8 protein-coding genes and 2 pseudogenes are annotated in these 13,215 nt (G+C 72.4%); 2 read left to right on the forward strand and 8 right to left on the reverse strand.

Features of this window, described 5'->3' with window-relative positions; genetic code table 11:
- From V7E45_RS40665 to V7E45_RS24490, 6 genes and pseudogenes are all read right to left on the reverse strand, one after another.
- A pseudogene (locus V7E45_RS40665) lies at positions 1 to 2,421 on the reverse strand (type I polyketide synthase); the annotation flags it as partial.
- Positions 2,422 to 2,694: 273 nt separating this feature from the next.
- Positions 2,695 to 4,902: pseudogene (locus V7E45_RS40670) on the reverse strand (acyltransferase domain-containing protein); the annotation flags it as partial.
- Entirely contained in the window at positions 4,899 to 6,308 is a 1,410-nt protein-coding gene (locus V7E45_RS24475; protein WP_333776350.1) for an NAD(P)/FAD-dependent oxidoreductase, read from the reverse strand. The gene V7E45_RS24475 and the pseudogene V7E45_RS40670, both read right to left, overlap by 4 nt.
- The gene (locus V7E45_RS24480; protein ID WP_333776351.1) at positions 6,305 to 7,495 is read right to left on the reverse strand and encodes a DUF993 family protein; all 1,191 of its coding nucleotides are present in this window, start codon (positions 7,493 to 7,495) and stop codon (positions 6,305 to 6,307) included. The genes V7E45_RS24475 and V7E45_RS24480 overlap by 4 nt, the downstream gene beginning before the upstream one ends.
- A 70-nt stretch (positions 7,496 to 7,565) precedes the next feature.
- Positions 7,566 to 7,760 (reverse strand): ferredoxin, encoded by a 195-nt coding sequence (locus tag V7E45_RS24485; RefSeq protein WP_333776352.1) that lies wholly within the window; start codon positions 7,758 to 7,760, stop codon positions 7,566 to 7,568.
- 16 nt (positions 7,761 to 7,776) lie between these two features.
- Positions 7,777 to 9,012, reverse strand: coding sequence for a cytochrome P450 (locus V7E45_RS24490; protein ID WP_333776353.1), 1,236 nt, complete (start codon positions 9,010 to 9,012; stop codon positions 7,777 to 7,779).
- 410 nt (positions 9,013 to 9,422) lie between these two features.
- On the opposite strand from V7E45_RS24490, the gene V7E45_RS24495 reads away from it, so the two are divergent.
- A complete protein-coding gene (locus V7E45_RS24495) occupies positions 9,423 to 10,178 on the forward strand; it encodes a TetR/AcrR family transcriptional regulator (RefSeq protein ID WP_333776354.1) in 756 nt (251 codons plus the stop codon).
- Between the two features lie 378 nt (positions 10,179 to 10,556).
- Entirely contained in the window at positions 10,557 to 11,303 is a 747-nt protein-coding gene (locus V7E45_RS24500; RefSeq protein ID WP_333776355.1) for a TylF/MycF/NovP-related O-methyltransferase, read from the forward strand.
- An 80-nt stretch (positions 11,304 to 11,383) separates the two neighbouring features.
- Here the strand turns inward: V7E45_RS24500 and V7E45_RS24505 are convergent, their stop codons facing one another.
- Both V7E45_RS24505 and V7E45_RS24510 read right to left on the reverse strand, forming a co-directional pair.
- A complete protein-coding gene (locus V7E45_RS24505) occupies positions 11,384 to 12,127 on the reverse strand; it encodes an ABC transporter permease (RefSeq protein WP_317447765.1) in 744 nt (247 codons plus the stop codon).
- 40 nt (positions 12,128 to 12,167) lie between these two features.
- A complete protein-coding gene (locus tag V7E45_RS24510; RefSeq protein ID WP_333776356.1) occupies positions 12,168 to 13,142 on the reverse strand; it encodes an ATP-binding cassette domain-containing protein in 975 nt (324 codons plus the stop codon).
- Between the last annotated feature and the right edge of the window lie 73 nt (positions 13,143 to 13,215).

Genomic DNA, 13,215 nt, shown 5'->3' on the forward strand with positions numbered 1-13,215 from the left:
TCAGACCGTTCGACGCACCGTCCTGGTTCACCGCCGAGCCGCGCACGACCGCCAGTACCGGATGCCCCAGGCGACGCGCGTCCGACAAGCGCTCCACCAGCAGGACGCCCGCACCTTCGGAGAACCCGGNCCGCCAGTACCGGATGCCCCAGGCGACGCGCGTCCGACAAGCGCTCCACCAGCAGGACGCCCGCACCTTCGGAGAACCCGGTCCCGTCCGCCGTGGCGGCGAACGACCGGCAGCGGCCGTCCGGTGAGAGCCCGCGCTGCCTGCTGAACTCCAGCAGCACCTCGGGGGTGGCCATCACGGTGGCGCCACCGGCCAGAGCGAGGGTGCACTCGCCGTTGCGCAGGGCCTGGACCGCCAGATGCAGGGCCACCAGCGACGACGAGCACGCAGTGTCCACGGTGACCGCCGGGCCCTCAAGGCCGAACGTGTACGCCACCCGGCCCGAGGCGATCGCGCCGGCGGCCGAACTGTTGGCGTAGTCGTGGTACATCAGCCCCGCGAAGACGCCGGTGGCGCTGCCGCGCAGCGCGGCGGGGTCGATGCCGGCCCGCTCGAACGCCTCCCACGACGTCTCCAGCAGCAACCGCTNCGAAGACGCCGGTGGCGCTGCCGCGCAGCGCGGCGGGGTCGATGCCGGCCCGCTCGAACGCCTCCCACGACGTCTCCAGCAGCAACCGCTGCTGCGGATCCATCGCCAGCGCCTCGTTCGGGCTGATGCCGAAGAAGTCCGCGTCGAACTCCCCCGCCTCATGCAGGAATCCACCCGACCACGCATACGTCCTGGCGGGTGTGCCCGGTTCGGGATCGTAGAGCCCCGCGACGTCCCAGCCCCGGTTCGCCGGGAAGTCGGAAACCGCGTCCACCCCGGACTCCACCAGCCGCCACAGCTCCTCCGGCGAGGACACCCCGCCAGGGAAGCGGCACGCCATGGCGATGATCGCCACCGGCTCGTCATCGGTCCGGGCGGCGGGCGCGGCCGGTGCGCGCCTGTTCGTCGCGCCCAGCAGGAGGGCGTACAGGTGGTCGGCGACCGCGGTGGCCGTCGGATGGTCGAACACCAGTGTCGCGGGCAGTCGCAGACCGGCCACGGCGTTCAGCCGGTTGCGTAGTTCCACAGCGGTCAGCGAGTCGAAGCCGAGCTCCTTGAACGCGCGGTCGTGCGCGACTCCGTCGACCGACGCGTGGCCGAGGACGTCAGCGATCTCGCGCCGCACGAGTTCGAGCAGCATCGGCCGGCGCTGCTCGTCCGCGAGCCGGGCCAGACGGTCGGCGAGCGAGGCACCGGTGACGGTCCCGCCCGCCTGACGGCGAGGGGCCCTGACCAGGGCGCTCAGTACGGCGGGCAGGGTGCCGGAGGCGGCGCGCGTGCGCAGGCCGGGCAGCTCCAGGTCCATCAGGACCGGGACAGTGGCCTCGGATGCGACGGCCGCGTCGAACAGCGCCAGGCCGTCCGCCGCCGACAGCGCGCCGAATCCCTGTCGGCGCAGGCGGCGCAGGGCGGTCTCGTCGAGGTGGCCGGTCATGCCGGTGTCCAGGGACCACATGCCCCAGACGCAGGACTGACCCGGCAGTCCGGCGGCCCTGCGGTGTCCGGCGAGGGCGTCGAGGAACGTGTTGGCCGCCGCGTAGTTGCCCTGGCCGCCGGGGGCGACCGTGCCCGCCGCCGACGAGAAGAGGCAGAACAGGGCCACGTCGTGGTCGGCGGTCAGCTCGTGGAGGTGCCAGGCCGCGTCCGCCTTCGCGCGCAGTACCGCGTCCAGCCGTTCCGGGCTCAGCGACGCCACCACGCCGTCGTCCAGCATCCCGGCCGTGTGCACCACACCGGTCAGCGGACGCTCAGCCGGAATGCCGTCCAGCACCTCGGCCAGCGCCGACCGGTCCGACACGTCGCAGGCCGCCACCACTACCTCGGCACCGAGCCCTCGCAGCTCGGTCACCAGCTCCCCCGCTCCCGGGGCCCGTACACCGCGACGACTCACCAACACCAGCCGCCGCACGCCGTGATCGGTCGCCAAGTGCCGTGCGACCAGCCCACCCAGACCACCGGTCCCGCCGGTGATCAGCACTGTGCCCTCGGGGTCCAGGGTGCGTGTATCACCGGGGACCAGCGGTGACTTCGTCAGTCTGGGGGCCAGAACAGTACCGTTTCGCAGGGCCAGTTCCGGCTCTCCGCAGGCCACGGCCGTGGCGAGGGCGCGCGCCGAGTCGGTGTGCTCGTCGGTGTCGACCAGGACGAACCGGTCCGGGTTCTCCGCGACGGCCGCGCGAACCAGCCCCCACAAGGGGGCGAGCACCACGTCGGCCGGATGCGCGTCCCCTGTGACCGACAGCGCTCGCGTGGTCAGTACGACCAGCTTGGACGCGGAGAAGCGCTCGTCGGCGAGCCAGTCCTGGACCACCGTCAGCGCGTCGCGTGCCGTCTGGTGGGCGACGTCCAGCGCGGGTGCCGCCCGGTCGGGCCTGTCGACCGCCCAGACCACCGTCTCGGGCGCGGTCGCGGCCTCGTCCGAGGCGGCGCGCGCGGCGTCGAGGTCGGGGAGGTCGGGCGTCGGCTCGCCCGGACCGGCCGCACCACCCGGGCCCACGGCGCCAGCGCCTTCCACCGCGAGCGGAACCCACTCCAGACTCAAGGGCTGAACCGTCGACGCGCGTCGCACGGACGTCAGTCGGTCGGGCGACACCGGCAGTGTCGACAGTCCCGCCAGGGAGAGGACGGGGCTTCCGGTCGGGTCGGCGGCGTCGAGCCGGTCGCCGCCGTCGGGGCCCGGAGCGATCCGGATCCGGAGTGCGTCCGCGCCCACGGCGTGCAGGCGCAGGTCGGTCCATTCGAAGGGGAGCCGGGCAGCTGCGTCGGGTCCGGCGAGTGCGTCCGGGTGCAGACAGGCGTCCAGCAGGGCTGGGTGCAGCAGGTAGCGCTCGGCGTCCGCCCGTACTCCGTAGGGCAGTTGCACTTCGGCGAAGGTTTCGTCGCCGCGCCGCCACATCGCCGTGACGGCCTGGAAGGCCGGGCCGTAGCCGTACCCCTGGGCGGCCAGGTCGGCGTAGGCGTCGGTGGCGTCCACCGCCGTCGCTCCGGGCGGGGGCCATGCGGTGAAGTCGAACTGCTCCGTCGGGTCGCCGGTCCGGTCGGTGAGCGTGCCCTCGGCGTGCAGGGTCCAGGGCCCCGCGTCCTCGGTCACGCCGGAGTGCACGGTGAACGGCCGGTGGCCGGAGGCGTCGGGTGGTTCGACGGCTACCTGGACGGCCAGGCCGCCCTGCTCGGGCAGGATCAGCGGGGTGCGCAGGGTCAGTTGACCGAGCAGCGGGCAGTCCAGCTGATCCCCCGCGCACAGGGCGAGTTCGACGAGGGCGGCGCCGGGCACGACGGTCGTGCCGAACACCTGGTGGTCGGCGAGCCACGGCTGGGCCTGGAGGGAAAGCCTTCCGGTGAGCAGGGTCCCGCCGGCGTGTGCCGGTTCCACGGCGGCCGACAGCAGGGGGTGGTCGACGGCGCGCTGCCCCGCGACGGTGCGGTGCGCGGTCCTGGTGGCCGGGTCCTTCCAGTAGCGCTTGCGCTGGAAGGCGTAGGTCGGCAGGTCGACGGTCCGGGCGCCCGGCAGGAAGGCTGTCCAGTCCACCGGGACGCCCCGGACGTGGGCCTGGGCCAGTGACAGGGCGAAGCGGTCGAGGCCGCCCGCCTCCCGGCGCAGTGAGCCGAGGGTGACCGCGTCGACGCCGGCGGCTTCGCAGCTGTCCTGGACGGCGCTGGTGAGCACGGGGTGAGCGCTGGACTCCACGAAGACGCGGAAGCCGTCGGCCAGGAGTGCCTGGGTGGCCTCGGCGAAGCGTACGGTGCCGCGCAGGTTGCGGTACCAGTAGTCCGCGGTCAGCTCGGCCGTGTCCAGGGGGCCGCCGGTGAGTGTGGAGTAGAACGCGATGTCCGCCGTCCGGGACCGTACCGGGGCGAGGGCGTCCAGGAGGGCGTCCCGCAGGGTCTCGACGTAGTGGGAGTGGGAGGCGTAGTCCACCGCGATCCGGCGTGCCTGGATCTCCTCGGTGGTCAGTTCCTCGAACAGCTCGTCCAGGGCGGTGACTTCGCCGCACACGACGACGGACGAGGGTCCGTTCACGGCGGCCAGTTGGAGGCGCCCGGCCCACGGTTCCAGGCGTGGTTCGGCGTCCGCGTGGGAGAGCGGCACGGAGAGCATTCCGCCGAGACCGGCGAGTTCGGCGCGGATGAGCCGGCTGCGCAGGGCGACGACCCGGGCGCCGTCCTGGAGGGACAGCGCGCCGGCCACGCAGGCGGCGGCTATCTCGCCCTGGGAGTGGCCGACGACGGCGGCGGGCCGTACGCCGTACGACTCCCAGAGCGCGGTCAGCGAGACCATGACCGCCCACAGCAGCGGTTGCACCACGTCGACGCGGTCCCACAGGGGGGACTCCGGGTCGCGCAGCACGCTGCCGGGGTCCCAGTCCACGAAGGGGCCGAGGGCCGCGGCGCACCGGGCGATCCGGTCCGTGAACGCCGGTGCCGTGTCGAGCAGTTCGCGGGCCATGCCGCGCCATTGGGAGCCCTGGCCCGGATACACGAACGCCACGCGTGGGTCCGGCAGTGCCGTGCCGGACACCGCGGTGGCCGCGCCGTCGTCGGCGCGTTCGCCGGTGGCCAGCAGGCGCAGACCCGCGAGGAGTTCGGTGCGGTCCCGGCCGAGGACCACGGCACGGTGTCCGAGCCGGGCGCGCGTGGTCAGCAGGGAGTGACCGATGTCGACCGGGCTGCCGGTGCCGGCGCCGTCCGTCACGTGGGCCGCGAGGCGGGCGGCCTGTGCGCTCAGTGCCTGCGGGCCGCGGCCGGACAGCACCCAGGGGACCACCGTCGGGGCGCCGGCCGGTTCCGTGTGCCGGGCGCTCATGCCGGGTTGCGGGTGGGCCGGTCCGACGCGCCGTACGGGAGCAGGTCGCCGAACTCCGGGAACTGGGCGATGGCCTGTTCGGCGGTGAGCGCGGGTTTGCGCGGCCCGCGCAGCACGGCCAGCAGGAAGGCCGGGGACATCATCGCGGTCATCGGCTTGACCAGGGAGGCCACGCCGAACACGGCGTTGATGACGTCACGGTCGCGGCAACCGGTGCGGGCGACGCGGGCCGCCATGCGGTCGGCGAGGGCACCGCCCTGGAGGCGGACGTTGGCGCGGACGTCGGGCAGGCCCTGGTCGGTGTTGGTGGCCAGCCGCCAGGCACCGCCGTTGATCCGGGCGATGCCGGCCTGGACGCGACGGGACAGTCGGGGCCGCAGGCCGCCGTCGGTGAGTTCGTCGCGCAGCAGGCGGGCGCACTGGGCGGCGACGGACATGCCGGTGCCGTGCACGGGGTTGAGTGCCGAGGCGGCGTCGCCGATGACGACGAAGCCCTCGGGCAGGGCGAGTTTCTCGTAGCGGCGCCTGCGGTCGGGGATGTTGCGGTAGGTGCGGATCGGTCCTGCCGGGGTCGCCTGGGCGATGAGGTCGGCGATGATCGGGTGGTGCCGCTCACGGGCGAACCGTGCGAAACCGGCCTCGTCGTTGGGGGGTTCGCCGCCCCGGCTGCCGAACAGGCTGAGGATCCAGCGGCCTTCCTCCATCGGCAGCAGTCCGGCGCCCCGGCCGGGCTCGCCGGTGCCGGGGGTCATCTGGATCATCACGCCGGGGAAGTCGTCCTTCGCGCCGGGCGGCGCCTCGAACCACCGGCTGACGTAGGTGATTCCGGCGTCGACGACGTCCTCGCGGACCTGGGGGAGGCCGAGCGCGGTCAGCCAGGCGGGGGCGCTGGAGCCGCGTCCGGTGGCGTCCACGACGAGGTCGGCGTAGAGCCGCTCCTGTCCGTCGCCGGTCTCGACGTGCACGCCGGTGACCCGGGAGGCGCCGCCGATCAGTCCGAGCACCTTGGTGGCCTCGCGGACGGTGACCCGGCCGTCGCGCAGCACCTGGCGGCGGACGACGTGGTCGAGCAGGTCGCGGCTGCACAGCAGCAGGTAGGCGTCGGTGTCTATGCGTTCCATCCAGCCTTCGGGGCCGCGGGCCAGGGCGCCGTGGGGCAGGCCGCGCTTCTTGGCTCCGGCGGCGTAGAGCAGGTCGACGGTGCCGGGCAGCAGTTCGTCGACGGCCTCGACGCCGCCGCGCATGAGGATGTGGCTGTGGTGGCCCTGCGGCAGTCCGCGGCGGGGCTCGGGGGCGTCGGGGAAGGTGTCGCGTTCCAGGACGACGACCTGGTCGACGGTGTCGGCGAGGGCGGCGGCGGCCAGCATGCCGGCGAGGCCGCCGCCGAGGACGAGTGCCCGGGTCACTGGTCGACCCCCGAGACGGCGAGGAACAGCTTCATCCGCTGTTCGGCGAGTTCCGGGTCGGGGAAGGCGCCCGCCCGGTCGGCCAGCCGGTAGGCGGTGGCCAGGTGCGGCACGGACCGCGCCGACTGCTCGCCCCACACCATCCGGAAGTGCGGTGCGTGCCCCGACAGCCAGGCGAGGAAGGTCACGCCGGTGCGGAAGAAGTAGATGCTGCGGCCCTCGCCGCTGAACAGGTGCCGGTTCAACGGGAGGGTGGCCTCCAGGAGTTCGGCGGCCTTGGCCTCGTCGCCGTCGTCGAGGGCGCGGAACGCCTGGGCGGCGAGCGGGATCACCGGGTCGATGACCGGGGTGAGGCCGTGGCTGTGGCCGCGCTCGTCGCCGACGAACATCCGTGCGTAGTCGGTGGTGTCGCTGGTGTAGAACTTCACTCCGTCGGGCAGCTTGGCGCGCCAGGCGATCTGGCGGTCGAGTTCGGCGGGGCCGATCTTGACGCCGTCGACCTTGCCGGGGTGGTCGCGGACGATGTCCAGGAGGGCGTCGTAGGCGGGCTCGGGTTCCTCGTGGCCCCAGTACTCGGTGTTGCGGGGGTCCCACTCGGAGGTGATCCAGTGCAGGATCACCGGGCGGCTGGACTGGCGGATCAGGGCGCCGTACACCTCGGCGAAGTCGTCGTGGCCGCGGGCGGCGACGGTGAGGTGGGGGCTGCACATGATGACGGGCTGGGCGCCCGCCTCCTCGACGACGGCGAGCTGCTCCTCGTAGGCGGTCTGTACGTCCTTGAGGGTGCAGGGCTCGAAGGGTTCGATCTGGTCGGTGAGGACGGCGGCGGCCATCCGGCCGCCCACCGCCCTGGCCTCGGCGCCGCAGCGGCGGATGAGTTCGGCTGCCATCGGCCAGTCGAGGCCCATGCCGCGGTGGGCGGTGTCCATGCCCTCGCACAGGGTGAAGCCGTGGGCCCACAGGTGCCGGCGGAAGGCGAGGGTGGCGTCCCAGTCCAGGGTCTGCGGCGGCGGGGTGGGGCCGACGGGGCCGAGGGGCTCGTTGTCGGCCAGCGGGTCGGCGAGCACGTGGGCCGTCGCCAGCATCGACCTGGTGCGGAAGGGAGTGGGGTCGGCCGGGTGCACCTGGGCGGTGTGGTCCGGTTCGTAGGTGGTGAGGGTGCCGTCCGCCTCGGGAAGCTTGATCATCTTCTGCTCCGAACCCCGTTCCCGGGAAGGTCTCGTGGAGCGGCGGAGCTCGCCGGGGAGCTCGCGCGGCTCATGCGTCGTTGACGGAAATGGCGTGGACCGGGCAGTTCGCGGCGGCGGTCAGCGTCGCGGCGCGCAGTGCCTCGTCGGGTTCCTCGACGAGGCGGAGCACCCGGCCGTCGGGGTGCTGGTCGAACACGCCCGGTGCGTGGAATACGCAGTTCCCCGATCCCACGCACGCCTCGCGGTCGACGGAGATCCGCATCGTCCTCACTCCCGTGTCACCAGGTGACGGGCAGCTCGTGGAGCCCGTAGGCGTGGGCGTCGAACATGTAGGGCAGGTCGCCGGCGGGTGCCGCGAGGCGCAGGCCGGGGATGCGGGTGAACAGGGTGCGGAACACCACGTCCAGCTGCATCCGGGCGAGGTTGGCGCCGGGGCACATGTGGTTGCCGTGGCTGAACGCCATGTGGCCCTCGGCGTCGCGGTGGATGTCGAAGCGGTGCGGCTCCGGGTACCGGCCGGGATCCCAGTTGGCGGCGCCGTTGAGGGCGAGGACGCCTTCGCCCTCGCGTACGGTCTCGCCGCCCGCCAGCTCGATGTCCTTGGTGGCGACGCGCACGGTCGCCGAGTCCAGGATGCTGAGGAAGCGCAGGAGTTCCTCGATGGCGCCGGGCAGCAGCGAGGGGTCCCGCCGTACCTCCTCCAACTGTTCGGGGTGTTCGAGGAAGGTGAGGGTGCCCAGCGAGATGATGTTGGCGGTGGTGTCGGAGCCGGCGATCACCAGGAGCCGGGCGATGGCCACCAGGTCGTCGTGTTCGAGGGTGGGCTCCTCGGGCAGCTTGGCGGCGATCCGGCTGAGCAGGTCCTCGCCGGGGTTCTTCGTCTTCTCGGTGATCAGTTCGTCGAGGAACTCGTCCATCTCGGCGATGGCGCCGGCGACCGCCTCCATGCTGGAGTCGTGGCCGGTGGTGGTCTCGGCGTAGTTCCGGAAGTAGCCGATGTGCTCGGGGTCGGCGCCGAGCATCTCGCAGAACAGGAGCGACGGCACGGGGACGGCGAGTTCGGCGACGAGGTCGACCGGGCCGCCCTTGGCCAGCATGGCGTCGATGCGCGCGTCGACGATGGCCTGGGTGCGCGGCTTGAGTTCGGCGATCCGCTTGGCCGTGAACTCGGGGATCACCATCCGGCGGCGCACGGTGTGCTCGGGCGGGTCCATGGCCGCGAACGGGAAGGCGATGTAGGGCAGCATCTCCTCCGGCACCTGGAACTGGTGCGGGTAGCCGGGGTTGCGGGCGTCGGAGCTCATCGACGGGTCGCCCAGCACCTGGCGGACGTCCGCATAGCGGGTCAGCGCCCACGCGGGCTTGCCGGTCATGCGGTTGACGACCTTGGCGACCGGCTCGTCGGTGCGCATCGCCTCGTATTCCCGCGGAACCGAGAGCGGGCACTTCCTGCGGTCGAGCGGGAACACCGGGAGGGACCCGGTGGCACTGCCGGTCTCGGCGTTCTCGGTCATCGGCTGGATGTCCTCTCTGGGATCGTGGCTCGATCCAAGCGCGCACCGGTCGGGCGGGGAGCCGGGAGACCCCCCTAAGGTCGCCCGGCAACCCCTAACACCGTCCGGCGGCGTCGGCTGGGGTCGCCCCTACGCGGTGCATGCCGGGGGCGGCGCGGGGTGACGTATGGTCCTTGGAGGGCGGCCCGTACCCGGCCGGGCCGTGGGGTCCGCCGCCCGCGACTCCGCCGCCCGCGCACGCCGCCGCGCCCGGGGCCGGCCGGGCGCCGGGGCGTTTGGACAGGTCAGCGTGGGTGCCGTCGCGCGTACGCCGGCGCAGCCCTGTTCGGTCGCGGACGGTCACCGCATAGACTGAGCCGCAGGACGACCGGTTCTGTCCCCGGGCAGGACCTCGCGAAGGAAGTGAGTCGATGGACGCAAGCGGGGAGCCAGCCCTGCCGAGCTACCTCGGCCAGGCATGGGGTCTGCGGGAGAGGCCGACCAAGGGACCGAAGCGCGGTCTGAGCCTTCAGCGCATCGTCGACGCCGCCGTGGCGATCGCCGCCTCGGAGGGGCTGTCCGCCGTCTCGATGAGCCGCGTCGCGTCCGATCTGGGCGCCTCGACCATGGCGCTGTACCGGTACCTCGCCTCGAAGGACGAGCTGCTCGTCCTGATGATGGACGCGATCTACCAGACGCCCCCCTCGCCGCCGCAGACGCCGGACGAGGGGTGGCGCGCGGGCCTGTCGCGGTGGGCCTGGGAGCAGCACACGATCCTGCGCAAGCACACGTGGGCGCTGCGTATCCCGATCACGGGACCGCCGGTGACGCCGAATCAGATCATCTGGCTGGAGCGCGGTCTGGACTGCCTGGGCGACACCCCGCTGTCCGAGGGCGACAAGCTGTCCGTGATCATGCTGCTGAGCGGTTACACGCGCAGCGAGGCGACCGTCTCGGCGGACGTCGAGGCGACGTTCATGGCGAAGGCGCCCGACGAGCTGGCCGCCATGGTGTCGTACGGGCAGCTCGTGCGCCGGCTGGTCGGCCCCGACCGATTCCCCGCGCTGAACAAGGTGATCGACGCGGGCGTCCTGGACGAACCCGCAGGCCCGGACGACGAGTTCGTCTTCGGTCTCGAACGCATCCTCGACGGGATCGGTGTGCTGATCGACCAGCCGCGCGGCTGAGTCCGTCCGCCGGTTCCCCTGCCGTTCCTTCGCCGGTGCCGGCCGCCGGTGCCGGCCGCCGCCCCGNTCCGCCGGTTCCCCTGCCGTTCCTTCGCCGGTGCCGGCCGCCGGTGCCGGCCGCCGCCCCGCGTGCGGCTGCCCCGCGTGCGGCCGCCCCTCGCTCGGCCGCACGCGCTCAGCCGCACGCGCTCGGGCACGCGCCCTGGTTAGGGGGCGGAAGGGGGGTCGCCGTGCGCCGCGCGTGGCTACGGTCTGCCCCGAGTGCGCCGCCATTCGCCTTGCCGCGTCGGCCGTCGCGCACGCCGTAGGCCGCCGGCCGGAAGGGCGCCAGGGCGCCGGGCCGGCGGTGCGACCGACACCGTCATCGCAGGAGGCGACATGACCGACACCGGTACCGGGCTCTATCTGGAGCTGCTGAAGAAGGTGCTCACCAACCGGATCCAGATGGACACCCCGTCCGCCTGGCCGGCCGGTCCAGGCGCCGCGGCGGACGAGGAAGAGGCCCGGCCGGCCGCGTTCAGCGCGCACACCATGGTGAGCCCCGAGAGCCTGGACAACGTGCAGTACTGCGTCGAAAGCGCCCTCGCCGACGGCGTGCCCGGCGATCTCATCGAAACCGGTGTGTGGCGCGGCGGCATCTGCGTCCTGATGCGCGCCATCCTCAAGGCGCACGGGGTGGAGGACCGGCGGGTGTGGGTCGCCGACTCGTTCGAGGGCGTGCCCGAGTCGGGCGACGGCAGTCACCCGCTGGACCAGGAGATGGCCCTGCACAACCTCAACACCGTGCTCAGTGTGTCGGCGGACGCGGTCCGGGCGGTGTTCAAGTCGTACGACCTGCTGGACGAGCAGGTCGAGTTCCTGGAGGGCTGGTTCAGCGAGACGCTGCCGGCCGCGCCCATCGAGTCGCTGGCCGTGCTGCGACTGGACGGCGACCTGTACGTCTCGACGATGGACTCGCTGTCGGCGCTCTACCCCAAGCTGTCGCCGGGCGGCTTCGTCATCATCGACGACTACAACATGGACGGGTGCCGTACGGCGGTGCACGAGTACCGCGACGCGCACGGCATCAAGGAGGAGATCAAGGCGGCCGACAGCGTCGGCGTCTGGTGGCGCAAGGAGTCCTGAAGCGGCACGAAGGCGGCCTCCGCGACGTCGTGTCGTGGAGGCCGCCTTCGGCTGTGCGGGGAGGGGAAGCCGCCGTCGTGTCAGTCGGCGCGGCGCTGGAAGAAGACGCCGGCCAGCACGACGGACACCAGGAGGATGCCGCCCGACCAGACGAGCCCGATCCAGGCGTGGTCACCGACCGGCCGGTCGAGCAGGAAGCCGCGGACGCTCTCGATGATGGCCGTGGACGGCTGGTGCTCGGCGACGCCCTGCAGCCAGCTCGGCAGCGTCTTGATCGGTACGAAGGCGCTGCTGATGTACGGCAGGAACATCATCACGAAGGCGAAACTCGCCGCCGCGTCGGTGGACTTGGTGAGCAGGCCGACCACGGCGGCGAGCCAGGACATCGCGAGGATGAACGCCACCAGCACGCCGGCGGCCGCCAGCCACTGGAGCGTGTCGGCCTTGGGGCGGAACCCGATGAGCAGGGCGACGCCGATCACCACGAAGGTCGAGGTGATGTTCTTGATGATGCTGGCCATGACGTGGCCGCCCAGCATGGCGGCGCCGCTGACGTCCATCGACCGGAACCGGTCGACGATGCCGGTGCTCATGTCGTTGGCGACGCCGACGCCGGTCTGGGCCGCGCCCCACACGGTGCACAGCAGGAGCACACCGGGTGCCACGTAGGTGACGTAGTCGCCGCCGGTCTGGATCGCCCCGCCGAAGAGGTAGACGAACAGCACCATCATCATGATCGGCAGCATGAGGGACATGATCAGCGCGTCGACGTCACGCCTCGTCAGGCGGGTGCACCGGCCGATCATCGTCAGCAGGCTGGACACCGTTCCGACGGAACGCGGCCTCGCGGTCAGCGCGATGCTCTCAGACACCGGCGGTCTCCTTCGCTTCGTCCGCCTCCGCGTTGGCGGTGCGGCCGGTCAGCGCCAGGAACACGTCGTCCAGGGTGGCGCTGTGGACGTGGAACTTCGCGACCCGGTCGCCCTCGGGGTCGACCTCGTCGAGCAGGGCACGGACCCGCCGGGCCGAACCGTCCGAGGCCACGCCGAGCGTCAGCAGGCCGGGGTCCTGCGCGACCGTCCGCTCGCCGAGCAGCCCGAGCACGGTGTCGTAGGCCGCCCGGTCGGCGAGTTCGAGGTCGAGGCGCTGTCCGGAGACCCGTTCCTTGAGCTCGTCCGGGGTGCCCTCGGCGACCACCTTGCCGCCGTCGAGCAGGGCGATGCGGTCCGCGAGCCGGTCGGCCTCCTCCAGGTACTGCGTGGTGAGGAAGACGGTGAGCCCGCCCGCGGCGAGGGCCGCGACGACGCCCCACAGCGCCTGCCGGCTGCGCGGGTCGAGGCCGGTGGTCGGCTCGTCGAGGAACACCACCGAGGGTGAACTGACCAGACTCGCCGCGAGGTCGAGACGGCGGGCCATACCGCCCGAGTACGTGCTGAGCTTGCGGCCGCCCGCCTCGGTGAGATCGAACCGCTCCAGCAGGTAGCGCGCGCGCTCGTGCGCCTCCTGCCGGGAAAGCCCGGACAGCCGGGCCATCATGTAGAGGTTCTCCGCACCGGTCTGGTTCTTGTCGATCGCCGCCTGCTGCCCCGTCAGCGTGATCCGCTGCCGGACTTTGCGCCGCTCCCGGGTGACGTCAAAACCGGCGACTTTCGCCTCTCCGGCGTCCAGGGAAGTCAGCGTCGACAGAATACGGACCGTGGTCGTCTTTCCGGAGCCGTTCGGCCCGAGCAGCGCGAAGACACTGCCCTTTCGCACGTTTATGTCGACGCCGTCGAGCACCTGTACTTTTCCATAGGATTTCCGTAGCCCACGGGCCTCGATAGCCATTTCGTGGATCATTCGCCGTTGCACCCCTCGCCATCCGGAGAGCATGTCCGCAGCATCTTGAAGGCGATCTGCGTGTACCGTACGC

This window comes from Streptomyces sp. IBSBF 3136, assembly GCF_036815105.1.
Lineage (GTDB): Bacteria > Actinomycetota > Actinomycetes > Streptomycetales > Streptomycetaceae > Streptomyces.

What these genes read in the sequence shown, in the direction of transcription:
- V7E45_RS24510 (WP_333776356.1), bottom strand. Translation starts at nt 13,142, where the DNA reads ATGATCCACGAAATGGCTATCGAGGCCCGTGGGCTACGGAAATCCTAT.
- V7E45_RS24490 (WP_333776353.1), bottom strand. Translation starts at nt 9,012, where the DNA reads ATGACCGAGAACGCCGAGACCGGCAGTGCCACCGGGTCCCTCCCGGTG.
- V7E45_RS24500 (WP_333776355.1), top strand. Translation starts at nt 10,557, where the DNA reads ATGACCGACACCGGTACCGGGCTCTATCTGGAGCTGCTGAAGAAGGTG.
- V7E45_RS24485 (WP_333776352.1), bottom strand. Translation starts at nt 7,760, where the DNA reads ATGCGGATCTCCGTCGACCGCGAGGCGTGCGTGGGATCGGGGAACTGC.
- V7E45_RS24480 (WP_333776351.1), bottom strand. Translation starts at nt 7,495, where the DNA reads ATGATCAAGCTTCCCGAGGCGGACGGCACCCTCACCACCTACGAACCG.
- V7E45_RS24495 (WP_333776354.1), top strand. Translation starts at nt 9,423, where the DNA reads ATGGACGCAAGCGGGGAGCCAGCCCTGCCGAGCTACCTCGGCCAGGCA.